Origin of the sequence: Oceanobacillus sp. CF4.6 (assembly GCF_051262635.1) — a bacterium.
Classification (GTDB): domain Bacteria; phylum Bacillota; class Bacilli; order Bacillales; family Amphibacillaceae; genus Oceanobacillus.
Window position 1 is genome coordinate 456205 of the sequence record NZ_JBIMEX010000001.1, and the last position, 16634, is coordinate 472838.

The 16634-nt window shown below is 37.0% G+C and carries 14 protein-coding genes and 1 other annotated feature; of the genes, 4 read left to right on the plus strand and 10 right to left on the minus strand.

What is annotated here, in order from left to right:
• Nucleotides 1-2: 2 nt before the first annotated feature.
• From tpx to ACHABU_RS02475, 3 genes are all read right to left on the minus strand, one after another.
• Nucleotides 3-503 carry a thiol peroxidase gene (tpx, locus tag ACHABU_RS02465; protein ID WP_435761897.1) on the minus strand — a complete coding sequence of 167 codons (501 nt, stop codon included), beginning with the start codon at nucleotides 501-503 and terminating at the stop codon, nucleotides 3-5.
• A 148-nt stretch (nucleotides 504-651) separates the two neighbouring features.
• Nucleotides 652-1107, minus strand: a complete 456-nt coding sequence (gene ytfJ / locus ACHABU_RS02470) for a GerW family sporulation protein (RefSeq protein ID WP_435761899.1) — start codon at nucleotides 1105-1107, stop codon at nucleotides 652-654.
• Nucleotides 1085-1687, minus strand: a complete 603-nt coding sequence (locus ACHABU_RS02475) for a DUF2953 domain-containing protein (RefSeq protein ID WP_435761901.1) — start codon at nucleotides 1685-1687, stop codon at nucleotides 1085-1087. Before ACHABU_RS02475 ends, ytfJ begins: the two co-directional genes overlap by 23 nt.
• 145 nt (nucleotides 1688-1832) lie before the next feature.
• Between ACHABU_RS02475 and ACHABU_RS02480 the strand changes: the two genes are divergently transcribed.
• The gene (locus ACHABU_RS02480; protein ID WP_435761903.1) at nucleotides 1833-2633 is read left to right on the plus strand and encodes an NAD kinase; all 801 of its coding nucleotides are present in this window, start codon (nucleotides 1833-1835) and stop codon (nucleotides 2631-2633) included.
• A 232-nt stretch (nucleotides 2634-2865) separates the two neighbouring features.
• Here ACHABU_RS02480 and ACHABU_RS02485 read toward each other — a convergent pair whose 3' ends face one another.
• From ACHABU_RS02485 to refZ, 5 genes are all read right to left on the minus strand, one after another.
• The gene (locus ACHABU_RS02485) at nucleotides 2866-3066 is read right to left on the minus strand and encodes a small, acid-soluble spore protein, alpha/beta type (protein ID WP_379495026.1); all 201 of its coding nucleotides are present in this window, start codon (nucleotides 3064-3066) and stop codon (nucleotides 2866-2868) included.
• A 96-nt stretch (nucleotides 3067-3162) separates the two neighbouring features.
• Nucleotides 3163-4365, minus strand: a complete 1203-nt coding sequence (gene thiI, locus ACHABU_RS02490; RefSeq protein ID WP_435761905.1) for a tRNA uracil 4-sulfurtransferase ThiI — start codon at nucleotides 4363-4365, stop codon at nucleotides 3163-3165.
• Nucleotides 4366-4371: 6 nt separating this feature from the next.
• Nucleotides 4372-5511 (minus strand): cysteine desulfurase family protein, encoded by a 1140-nt coding sequence (locus ACHABU_RS02495; protein ID WP_435761907.1) that lies wholly within the window; start codon nucleotides 5509-5511, stop codon nucleotides 4372-4374.
• 91 nt (nucleotides 5512-5602) lie between these two features.
• A complete protein-coding gene (ezrA, locus tag ACHABU_RS02500; RefSeq protein ID WP_435761909.1) occupies nucleotides 5603-7297 on the minus strand; it encodes a septation ring formation regulator EzrA in 1695 nt (564 codons plus the stop codon).
• Between the two features lie 170 nt (nucleotides 7298-7467).
• The gene (gene refZ / locus ACHABU_RS02505; RefSeq protein ID WP_435761911.1) at nucleotides 7468-8136 is read right to left on the minus strand and encodes a forespore capture DNA-binding protein RefZ; all 669 of its coding nucleotides are present in this window, start codon (nucleotides 8134-8136) and stop codon (nucleotides 7468-7470) included.
• Nucleotides 8137-8263: 127 nt separating this feature from the next.
• On the opposite strand from refZ, the gene ACHABU_RS02510 reads away from it, so the two are divergent.
• Complete coding sequence (locus ACHABU_RS02510) at nucleotides 8264-8746, plus strand: GAF domain-containing protein (RefSeq protein WP_435761913.1); 483 nt, start codon at nucleotides 8264-8266, stop codon at nucleotides 8744-8746.
• A gap of 41 nt (nucleotides 8747-8787) precedes the next feature.
• Here the strand turns inward: ACHABU_RS02510 and ACHABU_RS02515 are convergent, their stop codons facing one another.
• Nucleotides 8788-10596 (minus strand): sensor domain-containing diguanylate cyclase, encoded by a 1809-nt coding sequence (locus tag ACHABU_RS02515; protein ID WP_435761915.1) that lies wholly within the window; start codon nucleotides 10594-10596, stop codon nucleotides 8788-8790.
• Nucleotides 10597-10999: 403 nt separating this feature from the next.
• Here ACHABU_RS02515 and rpsD point away from each other — a divergent pair, with 403 nt between their 5' ends.
• Complete coding sequence (rpsD, locus tag ACHABU_RS02520; RefSeq protein WP_435761918.1) at nucleotides 11000-11602, plus strand: 30S ribosomal protein S4; 603 nt, start codon at nucleotides 11000-11002, stop codon at nucleotides 11600-11602.
• A 204-nt stretch (nucleotides 11603-11806) separates the two neighbouring features.
• Here the strand turns inward: rpsD and tyrS are convergent, their stop codons facing one another.
• A complete protein-coding gene (gene tyrS / locus ACHABU_RS02525) occupies nucleotides 11807-13078 on the minus strand; it encodes a tyrosine--tRNA ligase (RefSeq protein ID WP_435761920.1) in 1272 nt (423 codons plus the stop codon).
• Between the two features lie 55 nt (nucleotides 13079-13133).
• Nucleotides 13134-13353: a binding site (T-box leader), on the minus strand.
• Nucleotides 13354-13468: 115 nt separating this feature from the next.
• On the opposite strand from tyrS, the gene ACHABU_RS02530 reads away from it, so the two are divergent.
• Nucleotides 13469-16495, plus strand: a complete 3027-nt coding sequence (locus ACHABU_RS02530; protein ID WP_435761922.1) for a transglycosylase domain-containing protein — start codon at nucleotides 13469-13471, stop codon at nucleotides 16493-16495.
• Nucleotides 16496-16634 lie beyond the last annotated feature (139 nt).

Here is a 16634-nt window from a genome sequence, read left to right on the forward strand (position 1 = left end):
ACTTATTCCGCTTCTTTAGCTGCTTTTAATGCTGATTCATAATCTGGGTGGTTTGTTACTTCTGGAAGATATTCAACATATGTTATTTCATTTTTTGAATTAACTACAAAAATGGATCTTGAAAGTAAACGCAATTCCTGCATTAACACACCATAGTTTTTACCGAAATCAGCATCACGATGATCGGAAAGTGTGTCTACTTTTTCAATTCCATTGGCAGCACACCAACGTTTTTGAGCAAATGGTAAATCCATGCTAATCGTTAAAACATGTACATTATCCAATTTGTCTGCTTCTTCGTTAAACCTTCTTGTTTGATCAGAACAAACACCAGTGTCAATAGAAGGTACCACACTAATCAATTTAACTTTTCCATCATAATCACTTAGACGAACCTCTTCTAGTCCATTGGATAGCACGTTAAAATCCGGTGCCTTATCCCCTGCTTTTAATTCGGGCCCAACTAATGTAACTGGTTCTTGTTTGAATGTAACATTTAACATATAAATATATTCCTCCCTTTTCATCGCTACTTTTATTATGGAGGATTACCATTGCTTCTGTCCACCAATAGCAAGCATTCGTAATGAATAAATTTATGTGAAGTGAAGCTTTTCATACCTTTACCCTTCTTGTAGTCTTAAAAAACTTCTATATGTCATATTGGGATGACTTACTTTTTTCTGGTTTTTCTTTTCTATCTTCTTTTTTAGTTAAATCGTTTGAGTCTTTTATAATTTGTTGTACTTTTTCAATCACTTGTGGTGCGAAATCAATCATTTTTTCATATAAATGTGTATTTTGATCAAGATGAACCATTTTGATTCCTTGTTCGCTAACAATCAAGAATGCTACTGGCGTTATGGAGACACCTCCACCACTACCACCACCAAATGGTAATGTGGCATCTGAATCTCCTTGTGATTGATTGGAATTGAATTCACTTCCACCTGCTGCAAAGCCGAATCCTAGTTTGGATACAGGTATAATAAGACTGCCATCCGGTGATTTAACTGGATCACCAATAATCGTATTCACTTCCACCATTTTTTGCAGATTCTCCATGGCTGTTGTCATCAATCCTTCAATTGGATGTTCTTCTGTCATGATTAGCCTCCTCGTGTTGTAATTTTATTGGTTTCCTAATTAACTTTATAAGAGCATGTATAGCTTGCCCAATTCGAATCGATACCATGCAGTCAAAGTCAGTTCGCAAATACCTTTGCTGAAAGTGAGGTTCCACCTGGATATTAGGTTTACACTTTAACTGAACTTTTTCTAAAAAGAAGCCCGTGATTATTCCCTTGATTGTCCATATTCCTCCACTTGCAATTCCTGTGGAAAATGCGTCTCCTGTTCCACCAACTGTTACCCAGCTGTAATGATGCAGGCTAACTTTTTGTAATACTTCTGTGATTCGTTTGTTGGCATCCTTCCATATTTTATAGGAGGTCTTTATTCTCTCCGAAAAAGATTCAAAGTGAATAGCTTCCATTTCGAATTTTTGTTTACTCCATTCCGCTAAATCATACTTCTTCTTAAAACATCTGATTCGTAATATAAAAACGGAGAGCGTTACATGCTGATTATTCTGTTCATATGTATACTGGATGGATACAATGATTTTTGAAAGGACGAACAGAAGTATTAGTATAATAACAACTAATCCGAAGATAAACAGCAGCATATCGCTTTCCCACCTTCCGCAGATAGTTCTTTTTCATCTATTCTGTAGCAACTTAAAGAATTTTAAACGTTTACATTTCTATGAATGGGATAAATGCATTAGAAATGATATGATGAAGAAAAGTGGATAGCTGGAGGGTACATATATGACAAAAAGTAATGAATTGTTCTTTTATTACCATAGAGATGGTGAAACGGATTCGAAAGTGGAGACATTGCATCGTTTAGCGGAAGAGAATGGTTTTCAAATTGTTGATCGTCATGAGGATGCAAGCATCATTGTTAGCATTGGAGGCGACGGTGCATTCCTGCAAGCTGTACGAAAGACCGGATTTCGCCAGGATTGTATTTATACAGGTATTACTCGTGAAGGCCAGTCGGGATTATATTGTGACTTTAATATCGATAATTTTGATGAAATGCTGCACTCCTTGCAACATGATGAAATGGAGGTTCGACGTTTTCCAGTCATTAAAACAAAAATAAATGACGGTACCGTTTTTTATTGTCTAAATGAAGTAACCGTCCGTTCTACGATTGTTAAAACAATTGTTATTGATGTGAAAATTGATGAACAGCATTTTGAAACCTTTCGCGGTGATGGCTTAATAGTAGCGACTCCTACCGGAAGTACTGGCTATACGAAATCTGCTCGTGGTGCAGTTATTGATCCACTTACTGCTTGCTATCAAGTTTCTGAAATTGCTTCTTTGAATAACAATCAATACCGCACACTTGGGTCTTCTTTTATCTTGAATAAAAATAGGCAACTGATACTGGATATCATCCAAGATGGCAACGACTATCCGATAGTTAGCCTTGATAATGAAGCACTGCCGATTCGAAAAGTACAATCCATCGAAGTTTCCATGGATGATACCGTTATTAAAACAGTGAAATTGAAAAATAATACGTATTGGGATCGTGTAAAACGAACGTTTTTATAATCGATTACTATGTCTGCAGCAATCCACATGGTGGAAATCCTAAAAATGAAGATCCTTCTTATGTAAGAGAAGGATCTTCATTTATGCCAATACCCCATCGTCATAATTCCCCATTAACAATTATCAGTGCACTGTTGATAGCATGCCTATTTAGAAAATAATTTCCATGGTAGTAAAAGAGCTATCCTTGATAACAAGGATAGCTCCAGCCATATTTTATTTAATTAGTTATTTACTGAGAACCACCAAACTGTTGTTCAGCCATTGAAACGAGACGCTTCGTAATTTCTCCACCAACAGAACCGTTAGCACGAGAAGTTGTATCAGCACCAAGTTGAACACCAAATTCGGATGCAATTTCAATCTTCATTTGATCTAAAGCTTGTTGTACACCTGGAACTAGCAATTGGTTTGACGAATTGTTATTTGCCATGTTAGTTCACCTCCTTGGTACTTATAGAATGTCACAGTAGGAGGTAATCCATGCAATTTTTTAATTGGTATATGTTGTTAGTTTCTCTATATATTCCTAAAATAAATTTGTAAAATATTCTTCGACTTTTTCCTGATCCGTCACTTTAATTGTTTCAATTCCGTTAATTGCTTCTTCAATCGAAGCAGTAAAATCGTGTGTGGACTCATAGTAATTTACTTTCTCACGCTTCGGTTTCGTTTTTGGAGATTTAGGAACGAAAATCGTACAGCAATCCTCGTATGGTAAGATCGATGTTTCGTACGTTCCAATTTCCTCAGCGATTTGAATAACTTCCTGTTTGTCCATCGTAATTAACGGACGGATAATTGGATAGTTTGTAACTTCATTGATCGTATGCATACTATCCATGGTCTGACTTGCCACTTGGCCAAGATTCTCACCCGTTGCTAAGGATAGAATCGATTCATTTTCACAGACTCGTTCACTGATCCGAAACATCATACGACGCATAATCGTCATCGCATAATCTTCAGGCATTTCGCGAAAGATCTCCTGCTGCAATTTCGTAAATGGTACGACGTGAACTTTAATCGCTTTACCGTATTTTGTCAGTTGTTTCGTCAGATCAAGTACTTTTTGCTTGGCACGCTCACTTGTAAATGGCGGTGAATGGAAATGGATGGCTTCCAATTGCACACCACGTTTCATTGCCAGGAAACCTGCAACCGGACTGTCAATTCCTCCGGACAGGAGTAAAAGGGATTTTCCAGATGTTCCTACTGGTAAACCACCAAGACCCGGAGCAACGCTTGATGTAATATACGTTGCTTCCAATCTGATTTCCACTTTGATTTCCAAGTCAGGTTTGTGGACATCCACTTGGATACCTTCCGTATTTTTGAGCAAATGTCCACCAAGAATTTGATTCAATTCCTGTGAGCGAACAGGGAAGTCTTTTGCTATCCTCTTAACGGATACTTTAAATGTGTTAACTTCTTCATTCTTAGTCAATGCATATAATGCTGCTTCTTTAATTTTTTCCAAATCATTATCCACTTTAATTGCAAGACTAAGGCTATGAATACCAAAAACATTTTGCAACTTCTCCATTACAGGATCTGGCTCATGTCCATTCAATAAAATAAACATTCTTCCTTGTGAGCGTTTCACTTTCGCATTTGGAAACTCTTTAATCTTCTGTTGGATATTTTCCTGTAAACGGATAATGAAGGTCTTAATATTTTTTCCTTTTAAAGCCATTTCCCCATAACGAATTAATATATGATCATATTGCATATTTATCTACTCCAGTGCTTCTTTAAATTGTTTGATTGCTTTTTCCAATGCTTCGGCGAATATTTTCATTTCATCCATTGTGTTATCATAGGACATGCTTACACGTAATGCAGAAGTTGATCTATCACGCCCAAATCCACATGCAGACAATACTTTACTTTCATCTTTTAGTTTGGAAGAACAGGCGGATTTTGTGGAGATAAAAATATCCTGTTCACCGAGCATATGGATAATTACTTCCGGCTTGATTCCCGGTACAGACATATTAATAATATGTGGTGCTGCATGTTCCGGTGTATTAACCTCTACCCCGTCCATCATTTTTAATATACGTACCAAGTAGCTTTGCATGTCATATAAATGTTGCTTATCATTTTGTTCACGTTGTTTAATCATGCGTAATGCCTTCACAAATGCTACCGACCCTGCTAGATTTTCAGTCCCAGATCTTAGTGACTGCTCCTGACTTCCCCCATGAAATAACGGAAATAACTTTGTCCGCTTGTTTACATATAACATTCCCGTGCCTTTTAATCCATGAATTTTATGTCCGGAAAACGTACATAAATCGATTCCACTATCCTTTAATTTCAATGGAAGCTTACCGAGACTTTGAACTGCATCAACATGGAAAAATAATTTTGGGTGTTTCTTCGCGACCTCCCCTATTTCTTTAATGGGTTGGATGGAACCTGTCTCATTATTAACATGCATAATACTGATTAAAACCGTATCCTTACGAATCGCATTTTCTAAATCATTTACTGATACTACACCATTTTGATCGACAGGTAAATAGGTTACTTCGAATCCATGATTTTCCAGACTTTTGCATGCTTCATAAATCGATGGATGCTCAATGTCAGAGGTAATAATATGTTTCCCCCTGCCCTGATGTTCAACCGCAATTCCTTTAATCGCTATATTATTTCCTTCCGTTCCCCCAGAAGTAAAAACGATTTCTTGTGGAAACGTTCCTAGGATTTCAGCTGCCTGCTTTTTAGCTGTTAACAGAAGTTTCTCAGCAGTTCCACCTAATTGATGGATAGACGATGGGTTGGCAAAATAGTTACTGGATACTTGCTGAAAGCTCTCAAGGACGGATGGATCTGGTTTCGTTGTTGCACTGTTATCTAAATAAATCATTCGAATGACTCCTCACTTCATCAACACAAAAATGTAAGGCTGACCTAAGAACCTGGAAATCCGGTTTCTTAATGACAGCCTCCTCATTGACTCATTTATTCATTACGGTTTGGGTTTCTTCAATTCGTTTTAAGGCACCAGCCTCTACCTCTTCTACAGCCTTTGCAGCATGTTCAAGTGAAAGTTCATATTCATACACTCGGAATAATCGCTCTGCTTCTTGTAGCTTAGCTGCAAGAATTGGATTTTGGCTTCGGTACCTATTTGCATATTGAATCACTTGTTCAGTCAAGTATGCTTGATCGAGCATTAAATCCACTTGCTCTGATGTTTGCTCTATTGAACTTTTAGCCTCCGTTAATGCTTGTTGAACATTCGCCATATCCAGTGGATACTTTTCCAATGTCTTAATAACTTGTTCATTTTTAGAAAAAGCTGTTTCAAAACTGGACCAGATAAAACTTGGGACACCAGGAATATTGCTTTTCTTTAAACGTCTGTTCAAATAGGCTAGTTGGTTACGCATTTCTGCAAGTTTTTCTCTTGCTTCCAATTCATCTTTACGTAAGTTTTGAATACTTTTCTTAAATTCCTCATGTTTCAATTGCAGTTCTTCAATTTTTTGAAAGCCCTCTTCTACTTGTTCACGCAATTCGGAATGAGATTTACCATCTTTCTCCATCTCTTCGGAAAGCTCCCTGAGCTGTTCCAGCAATTTGGAGATCGTTTTACCTACGGATAAAAATCTTTCCATGTCGTTATTTTCTACATAATATGCTTTTTTTATTTCTTCTACTTCAAGTTTTGTTGCATCGAATGTAACGATAAGTTCATCTAGCGAATTCTCATATTCAGGTATATGTGCTTCCAAATAATTTCTTGCATGTGCTTCTGTTTCAAGCAGGTCATACATTTCTTTCATTCTATCTTCCATTTCAATTAACAATTGTTCGCCATTCGTCATGTCCCCATTTTCTAATTGTAGAAGAAGTTTCGATAGTTTTCCCTGGTATGTATGAATTTCTTTTTCTAACCCAAGATGATCTACCCGATAACCTTCTTCTTTCATCTCTTTAAGACCAGAAAGCATATTATCGAATTGAGATGGCAAATCATGTTTGCATTTTTTATAAATGGATGGAAATTCGGTAATTTTTTCTTCCATCATTTTAATTTCAGTTTTCATTGTTGTAATCAGGTTATTCGCTTCCATATAATCTCCTGCATCTACCAATTCGTAGTATGTTGATAGTTGATCTTCCATTTCATCCAGAAAACCGTCAAAATACATTTCTGCTTTCCCATACTGATATCGGCTTTGTGAAATCATTTTACGCAATGCTTTGATGGTAGGCGCAAGTTCTCCAGCTTCTTTTCTGCTTGTCTTTTCAGATTCCAGAAGTTCATCAAGCTCCTGCAGTATATTTGCAATACTTTTTTCAATACCCTGCAATGTATCTTCTCCATTATTCAGGATAGACTTCGCTTTGTTTATGCGGAAACGATCGGCAGCTTCTTCTGCATCAAATAGATGCTCTTCTATGTTTGGAAGTTCTTGTGTGATAATATGTTCCCAACGTTCTTTCCAGGTTTCGAATTTCACCTGAGTTTCTCCGGAAAGATTTAACGTTTTAATCTTACTGAGCTGCGTAGCAACATCACGCCCCATGATATCCATTTTCCAGCTCTCCAGGCGATCAACCCTGTCGTAAATTCGCTTTCTTAAAATCAGTCCGATAATAATTAGTACGATGACTGCTAATATTGTTCCGATGATGAAAACCATAAAATGCCTCCCAACCAGTTTCCAAAAAAAGAGGTTTCTCTTAAATTTTCTAATTAATTTGTAAGTTAACTTGTATTTTATATTCTATATGTAATCATGTAAACGTTAATTTTCTAAATACAATACTTATAATACCATGGATCATGCATATTTGGCTAAAAAAATGCAAATTAATCGCCAATCCGCCACGTTTTTTCATCAGCGATTATATTCGACATATTTTTTTCAGCGGAAATTCCCTTTTCTGTAATAAAATTAATCCATTGCTGAATCGTATTCACATATTTTTTCACGAAAATCTGGTGTGAATAATCACCAATGACCTGTTCTTTCCATTCACTATGTAAAATATACGGAGTGATCAGCATACCTTTCAGCTGCATTAATAAATAGTGACGAGTATCCCCTTTCACCTGTCCACCAATCGCATTAAGAAAAGTATGACGTATATAATGATTTTCCTTTGCTAAATAAGTGACAGCCATTTCACGAACAAATACAGAGTCCAGTGAAAGCTCTCGTTGAATAAAACATGTTAATTGATGATTACGCTGTTTATATTGTATAATAGTAAAAATTAACACATTCAATTTTTTCAAAGGAGTAAGGGAGTCAGCTTCTTCTATTGCTTCTTCCAGTGTTTTTAGGTATTCCTCATAGTAATTGGTTACTGCATATTCTAATAGGCCTTGTTTGCCTTTAAAATAATAGCTAATCAAAGATACATTGACAGAGGCTTTTTCAGCAATATCTCTGACAGAAGTGCCATGAAAGCCTTTTTGGAAAAACAATGAGGAAGCAGCATCTATCACTTTTTGCTTGGTTGGGTTCTTTTTCATTGTTATTCATCTCCTTACTACACAGTTACGACAATGAACCTTTAAATTCCTGCAATTTCTTCTCGACAAAAAGTATGATCGTGTCGATTTTTATGCCACATATATAGATATTAAAGGGGGATTTTTCTTGTTTCAATCAACAGTATACACCAGTACAAAAGAAAAGGATTATGAGCTTTTGATTAAACAATTGGATGCATTAACAGATGGTGAGAAGGATGACGTTGCAATTCTGTCCAATGCTTCAGCATTATTAAATCAGTTCCTTCAAGAAGTGAACTGGGTCGGATTTTATATTTGGAAGGAAGATGAACTGGTTCTCGGGCCATTCCAAGGCCTTCCAGCATGCATTCGCATCGCTTCTGGTAAAGGCGTGTGCGGTACTTCTGTAAAGGAACGCACAACACAGCGCATTGCCGATGTTCACCAATTTCCAGGTCATATTGCCTGTGATGCTGCAAGTCAATCAGAAATTGTTGTGCCAATTATTATTCATGATAAAGTGTTTGGTGTTCTCGATATTGACAGCCCAATCAAAAATCGTTTTGATGAAACGGATCAGATTTATCTTGAAAAATTCGTAGATGTATTAGTAAAACATTTGGGCTAGTATTCTTCTAGTATAACAAAACTAGCAGCTATCTTGAGCTGCTAGTTTTTTATTACCTGGTTTTTCCCATTATTCTTTGCTTCATATAGCGCTTTATCTGTACGCAAGAATAGCGTACGCATATCTTGATCACCTTCCATTTCCTTATTCCATGCGGATACACCAGAAGATAACGTAACCGTTGGGTCTGTTGTTAGCTCCACTTGCATACTAATTGCCTCTGCAAGGATATACCCTTCTTCCATTTTCATGTTTGGTGCATATATTGCTATTTCTTCACCGCCCCACCTTGCTGCAATGTTTCCTGGCCCGATATTATTCATCAGTGTGTTTGACACTTGGATAAGTACTTGGTCTCCAACATGATGACCGAAACTGTCATTGATCTTTTTAAAATCATCAATATCAAGTAATATTAATATTCCGCTTTCACCTTCACGCATATGCCTCTCAATTGTTTCTTCCAGATAGTTTCGGGAGTATAACCCTGTCAGATAATCTTTAATTACCGCTTCTTTCAATTTGTCTTTAAGAATTGTATTAGCCATTGCCAAGGCGGAATGCTGAATTATTGCCTGCATTAACTTAAATTGATCAAAACTAAAATGATAGGAATCTCGATGAAGAATCACTGTGAGACCCAATACTTTTCCTGCTTGAACCATGGGAAACGCCATGACAGATGAATAAGGAAGTAGCATCTCTCCATCAGAAAAGTTACCAATAAATAGTGGTTCCTTGTAAGCTTTCGTTTTTTTATATAAATATTCCATGAACAACATACTATCACCGGTATGGAAAAACGCTGAACTTCCCGATAAAATTTCATACTCATCATAAAATTTAATAAAACCGACATCTGCAGCGTGACAAGTTGATCGAATTTGCTCCTTTAACAGGCTTACAATTTCCCTTAGCTCCAAGTTAGAATTTAGTTGATGTGATGTATCATTAATGATCGTTAAGTCCGAAACTTGATGCTTGGAATTTTGGAATAATGTCGCAGCCTCTATCGCTTTTCCAACCATTTGCGCAAATTCAATTAAAAATTGTTTCCCCATCTTCGGAAGTGAAGTATTTAAAGGTACGTTGATTTCCAGTACTCCATAGATACCCTGCTTACCTGTTAATGGTGCATATATATAGGAAGTATTTATCTCCGGCTTACTTTCAAACTGAAGCTCACCAGTCTGAAATGCTTTTGTACTCAGATTTTCCGATTCAATATTAGTGTACTCGATACTCTTGACGGGCAATGATGGAGAAACTTCCGTATCCTGCGATAAGAAAAAAGTATAGCCGATCTCCGAGTAATTTCTTTCCAGGCTGTCGGATATTTCTTTTAAAATGGTGTTCATATCATAAGTCGCAAATATGCGTTTACTAAGTTCAAATAACTCCTGATAGTACCATTTACTTCTTTTCTTCACTCGAAATTTCTGGATCAAATTCAGTAAGCTTTCGGTTTCCTTTTTGACAAATTCGATATGTTCCTCTGAAGGCAGTTTCCTGTTTGTAAATGTAAATACATATAAATATTTCTCCTGATCAACAGTGAAAGGAAAAGTGATTTTAACATCATTCTTTTTATATTTGAATACATCTTCACTAAGGATGAACTTCGGTTCCAGCTTTGAATTCAAATTTGAATCCGCATTTATTCGTTGATATGTATTCTTAAACTCATCATAATAATATGCGTCGGCGCTTGAAGGATTAAGGAATTCCCCCATTTTTTCAAGTAAGATTACAATTATCTCCATTTTATTATAGCTTTTATTAATGATTGTAGAGAGTAATTCAAAATAGGATTGATGGACGATTCCATACAGATTTGGAATTGAAGTCATTCTGATCACCTGGCTTAACTATAAATTTTTTAAAAAATAGTTCAAAAGTTCTATTTCTGTCTTATTATCTCAATTAATATGCAATTTTAGATTAATTCGCATCTTTATTATACAATAACTAGTTATTTATTCCTATAAATAAACGGAAAAAATATGTATTTATTCGTACATGGTTGACATGGCCCTTTTAAAATTATATACTAGCATTTGTGTAAAATAATTAGGTAGCCTATGTGAACCGCCGCTTGAACCCATTTTGTTCCTTCGAGAGGCTTATAGCCCCAAGGTGTATCGTGTAACTCTCTGCTGCTGGAGCGATGGTACATGAAAACAAAATGGACAACGAAACGGACACGCGCGTTTTATTTTATGCAAATAAAACATTTTAAAGGAGAATTACTTTATGTCACGTTATACTGGATCAATATGGAAAAAATCACGTCGTCTTGGTATTTCATTAACTGGAACTGGTAAGGAATTAGATAAACGCCCTTACGCTCCTGGTCAACACGGACCGAACTCGCGCAGAAAAATCTCTGAATACGGCTTGCAAATGCAAGAGAAGCAAAAATTACGCTTCATGTATGGCTTAAACGAACGTCAATTTAAAAACTTATTCGTTAAAGCTGGTAAAATGAAAGGTATTCACGGGGAAAACTTCATGATCTTACTTGAATCTCGTCTAGATAACTTAGTTTACCGTCTTGGTCTTGCTCGTACACGCAGACAATCTCGTCAGCTAGTAAACCACGGTCATATTCTTGTTGATGGCAAACGCGTTGATATTCCATCTTTCGCTGTAGCACCAGGTCAAGTAATTAGCTTACGTGAAAAATCTCAAAAGCTTGATATCGTTAAAGAAGCTATTGAAGCGAACAGCTTTGTACCTGAATATACAACTTTTGATGCTGAGAAACTAGAAGGAACTTACTCTCGTTACCCTGAGCGTTCTGAACTTCCAGCAGAAATTAACGAACAACTTATCGTAGAATTCTACTCACGTTAATAATAGCAGTCAAAAAAACGGTGATATCCAAAATAAATGGATGTCACCGTTTTTTTATTTACAAAGATCTACTTATTTGTTGTCTATTCTATTTTTCCCCTCTTTTTTCTCTCACATTAGTAATCCATGCCTGGTCTTCATCCATCATTTTCTTAGCAGCGTAAATATCAAAAAAACACCAGCCTAGGCTGATGTTTTTTGATGCTAATTGTAACTAACGAGGAAGTATTTTTTCTTCCCGCGGCGAATAATGGTAAAGGTCTCTTCGATCCGATCTGCTGAGGTCAGAACGTAGTCCAATTCCTGTACTCTTTCTCCATTAATATATACGGCACCACTCTTTATGTCTTCCCTTGCCTGTCTCTTCGATGAAGAAATCGATGCATTCACAAGTAAATCAATTAAACCTGTATCTTCCTTTTCCGTCTGGTAAGTCGGTACATCTTTAAATCCTTGCTCAATCTCCGTTACGGATAATTGTTTCAAGTCCCCACTGAATAATGCTTGAGAAATTTTCTCGGCCTGCTTCAATGCTTCTTCACTATGAACCGTTTTCGTCACCTCTTCGGCAAGACGTTTTTGAGCAACACGGTTTTCCGGGTGGTTTGCAATTTCATCTTCTAATTCTGAAATTTCCTCTTTAGAAAGGAATGTAAAGTAGCGGGTAAATTTAATAACGTCACGGTCATCCGTGTTTATCCAAAACTGGTAAAACTCATATGGCGAAGTTTTATCCGCATCTAGCCATATCGCATTGCCTGCTGTTTTGCCAAATTTAGTACCGTCTGCTTTTGTAATCAATGGAACAGTAAGCCCAAATACTTTAACTTCTTCATCCTGATTTTCTCTAGAACGGCGGATAAGCTCCATGCCGGCTGTGATATTCCCCCATTGATCGCTTCCACCAATCTGGACGGTACAGTTTTCCTGTTCATATAGTTTAAGAAAATCGAGAGACTGAAGAATCATATAGCTGAATTCAGTAAAGGTAATTCCTTTTTCAATTCGCGCAGAGACAGATTCTTTTGCGAGCATATAGTTGATGCCAAAATGCTTTCCGGCATCACGTAGAAAATCAATAACTGTCATACTGCCAAGCCAATCATGATTATTACGGGACTGAACCGGGTTATCCTCTGTGTCTAAGTCAACAAGTTTTCCGATTTGATCCTGAATTTTATCTGCATATCCTTTAACGATTTCACTTGTGTTCAAAGAACGCTCACTGGATCTGCCACTTGGATCACCAATCATTCCTGTGCCTCCGCCAACAAGAGCAATCGGTTTATGACCTGCTTGCTGAAAACGTTTTAGCATGGTTAATGGAACTAAGTGGCCGATATGCAAGCTGTCCGCCGTTGGATCAAACCCACAATACAATGTTACCTGATTTTCTTTTAAGTGTTTCTCCAATCCCTCTCTATCCGTTGTTTGATGTATTAATCCGCGGCTTTCTAAATCCTGTAAAATATCCATGTTTACCACTCTCCATCTTAAATTTTGAAATCAAAAAACTCGTCCCTTATCATAGATAAGGGACGAGTTTAACACGCGGTACCACCCTTGTTGCTGGAAAACAGCCACTTGGGATTGATAACGATGTCTCCACCGTTCTTCTGTAATAAATTAGTTTTATCCAAAAGAAATGCTCCGGACTGTAATTCACCTGCAAATGTATACTGGCTTGCACCTACCGCCAGCTCTCTTAAAAAGGGATTTGCAAAGTTACTTCGATCCTTCATAGCAATTAGTTTATTATACATTCTTAGCATATATGTAATGAAATTGCAATATATCTTTTCCAAATATTATACAACATAAAATGTAGTTATGCTATAATTATAAAAGAATTTAGGGGGTTTACGAATGGATTTAAAAGATAAGTTTCAATCCTATATGAATAAGGCAAAGTCTGTCTGGAAAACCGGAAAAGTTCAGCGCTCATCAAGAATTACTTATGATGTCGTGTGGAATGTTATTCTCTTTGTAATTGTAGTTGGCTTTCTCTTATTTGTTTTTGTTGGAGGTGTCGGTGCAGGCTACTTTGCATCACTTGTAAAGGACGAGCCAATCCGAAGTAAAGAAACAATGGCACAAGATATTTATAATTATTCGGAAACGTCTAAACTTTATTTTGCGGATGATGTTTATTTTGGAGATGTAAGATCTGACATTTATCGGGAAGAAACAACATTGGAAGATGTTTCCCCTATTCTTTTGGAAGCAGTGATTGCAACAGAAGACGAGTACTTTACGGAGCATAATGGTGTCGTTCCAAAGGCGATTATGCGTGCAGTAGTTCAGGAAGTTACGAACTCCTCCGTTCAGACAGGTGGTAGTACATTAACCCAACAGTTGATTAAAAATCAGATTCTGACAAATGAAGTATCTTTTGAAAGAAAGGCAAAAGAAATCTTACTCGCATTACGACTCGAGAAGTTTTTTGAAAAAGATGAGATTCTTGAGACCTATTTAAATATTATACCGTATGGTCGTAATTCTTCAGGAAGAAATATTGCTGGGATACAAACTGCATCACAAGGTATTTTTGGAATAGATGCAGATGAAGTCAATTTGGCACAAGCAGCCTATCTTGCTGGCCTACCACAAAGTCCTTCCGCTTATACACCATTTGTAAATACTGGCGGTTTAAAAGATGAAGCAGGTATTCAACCAGGATTAAATCGAATGCAAACTGTATTGAATCGGATGCATGAAATGGAATATATAACAAAAGAAGAACTTGAAAAAGCACTGAATTATGATATTGTTGCAGACTTTAAAGAAGATCAACCTTCACCAAATGAAATATATCCTTATCTGACAGTTGAAATCGAAAAAAGAGCTAAAGATATTATAAAAGATAATTTACTTAAAGAAGACGGATATTCAGATGATGATTTAAAAGACAATGACGAGCTTAGTGAGGAATATGATATCCTCGCTGATCGTGCAATGAGAATGAATGGGTACGAAATTCATTCCACAATTGATAAAGAGATTTATGATGTATTTCAGGAAATAGTCCAGAATTATCAAGATTTCGGTAATAGCAGGACCTTCACAGAAACAAATGCTGAGGGAGAAGCCTATGAAGTTACCGATATCATTCAAACCGGTGGAATGTTAATTGAAAACAGTACCGGAAGAATTATTAGTTTTGTTGGTGGGCGTGGTGATGATGAAAATAATGAATTCAACTACGCAACACAGGCAGAACGTTCTATCGGTAGTACGATTAAACCTTTACTGAATTATGCACCAGCCTTGGAAAAAGGCGTTGTTCAGCCAGGTACTCCTATAGCTGATTATAATAGGTCTTATGTTATTCCAGGACAAGCAAACTGGGAGCCAAAGAATTACGGCGGTGGTTATTATGGTATGGTATCTGCACGTACAGCACTAGCTAAATCTTATAATATTCCTGCTGCAGATACGTACTTGAAAATTATAAATGATGATCCAGCAACTCATTATTTGAAAAAGATGGGTATTACTTCATTAGAACCAGCAGATCATAGTAATCTCTCCCTTTCACTTGGAGCTATGCAAAGAGGTATTACTGTCGAAGAAAACACCAATGCCTTTACTACTTTTGGAAATAACGGCGAATTTGTGGATGGTTATATGATTGAAAAAATAACTACGAATGATGGAGAAGCTGTTTATGTACATGAACCAGAACCTGTTGAAGTATTTTCACCACAAACAACCTACTTAACAATTGATATGATGCGTGGTGTAATTTCAGGTGGGACTGCAGATTATATAAACAGCCAACTAAAACATGGTGGTGTTGACTGGGCAGGTAAATCAGGTACTTCGAATGATTATCATGATGCATGGTTTGTAGCAACGAATCCAAACGTAACATTTGGAACATGGATTGGTTATGATACACCTTATCCAATCAATCATCCTTATCCATTAAGCTACAGTCAACGAAATCTAAAGCTTTGGTCACAATTAATCAATGCAGCAGCAGATATAAGACCAGATCTTGTTGCACCAACCGAGCGATTTGAACGACCAGATGGCATCGTAGAAAAAAGTTATTGTGCAATTTCTGGCATGCTCCCATCCGAGCTATGTAAGAATGCCGGATTGGTGAAAACGGATATATTCAATGCCAAATTTGTACCGACCGAAACAGATGACAGTTTAACGACTGGCAATCAGGTGATCGTGAATGGTAAATCAGTTGTGGCAGGTCCGAATACACCATCTGAATTTACTGAAGGCAATGGTCTCACCTTTAACCCTGAATGGCTTGAAAGAAATGGTTATGATGACCTGGATGACCTCACTAAACTTTACCCGAGAACCGAGACCGATAAGTGGTCAAAAATCGGTATACCAAGAGGGAAAGTTGGCAGCAGTATCTCAGATGACGGCAAAGCTCCAGGCGCTCCAACATCCGTTAGAAAATCAGGTGACAAATTAACGTGGGAAAAACCGGGAAGTAAAGATGTTGTTGGTTATCGCATCTATCGCTCCACTTCCCCTGGAGGAAACTTTAAGCTAATTGGAAGCTCGAAGTCCACTAACTTTGGAGTTGGAAATGGAAATGCCATCTATATCGTAAAAGCGGTTGACTACTTCGGGATGGAATCGAAAGCGTCAAGTGAAGTAATCATCGGTGAAACACCAAAAGATGAAAATGAAACACCAGATAAGAAAGAAGAGAAAAAAGAGAAAAAAGAGGTAGAAACCGTAAATGACGAAGAAGCTTCGACAAGTGAAGAACCTTCAAATGAAGAGGATTCATCAAATGGTGAAGAAAAACCGGCTAATGAACAAGAAAACAGTGAAAATGAAGAAACCGATCCGTCAGAAGATGAGTCGAATGCTCCTGAAAATGAGGATGAGGAAAACGAAGAAGATAATAATTAATTTGCAAAGGGAGCAATTCGCTCCCTTTTTTGTTTTACCTAAAAGCACTTGTTTATTAGCCCAACCCCTATCCCCTACTTCTCTATCTTTCGAATTAAATAATATTTCCAACAACTTTTATAAAACACTCAAAATAAAG

Bases quoted from the DNA above. Each gene is read 5' to 3' on its own strand.
- tpx (WP_435761897.1), bottom strand. From the start codon at position 503: ATGTTAAATGTTACATTCAAACAAGAACCAGTTACATTAGTTGGGCCC.
- ACHABU_RS02515 (WP_435761915.1), bottom strand. From the start codon at position 10,596: ATGACTTCAATTCCAAATCTGTATGGAATCGTCCATCAATCCTATTTT.
- thiI (WP_435761905.1), bottom strand. From the start codon at position 4,365: ATGCAATATGATCATATATTAATTCGTTATGGGGAAATGGCTTTAAAA.
- ACHABU_RS02485 (WP_379495026.1), bottom strand. From the start codon at position 3,066: ATGGCAAATAACAATTCGTCAAACCAATTGCTAGTTCCAGGTGTACAA.
- refZ (WP_435761911.1), bottom strand. From the start codon at position 8,136: ATGAAAAAGAACCCAACCAAGCAAAAAGTGATAGATGCTGCTTCCTCA.
- rpsD (WP_435761918.1), top strand. From the start codon at position 11,000: ATGTCACGTTATACTGGATCAATATGGAAAAAATCACGTCGTCTTGGT.
- ACHABU_RS02495 (WP_435761907.1), bottom strand. From the start codon at position 5,511: ATGATTTATTTAGATAACAGTGCAACAACGAAACCAGATCCATCCGTC.
- ytfJ (WP_435761899.1), bottom strand. From the start codon at position 1,107: ATGACAGAAGAACATCCAATTGAAGGATTGATGACAACAGCCATGGAG.
- ACHABU_RS02480 (WP_435761903.1), top strand. From the start codon at position 1,833: ATGACAAAAAGTAATGAATTGTTCTTTTATTACCATAGAGATGGTGAA.
- ACHABU_RS02475 (WP_435761901.1), bottom strand. From the start codon at position 1,687: ATGCTGCTGTTTATCTTCGGATTAGTTGTTATTATACTAATACTTCTG.
- ACHABU_RS02530 (WP_435761922.1), top strand. From the start codon at position 13,469: ATGGATTTAAAAGATAAGTTTCAATCCTATATGAATAAGGCAAAGTCT.
- tyrS (WP_435761920.1), bottom strand. From the start codon at position 13,078: ATGGATATTTTACAGGATTTAGAAAGCCGCGGATTAATACATCAAACA.
- ezrA (WP_435761909.1), bottom strand. From the start codon at position 7,297: ATGGTTTTCATCATCGGAACAATATTAGCAGTCATCGTACTAATTATT.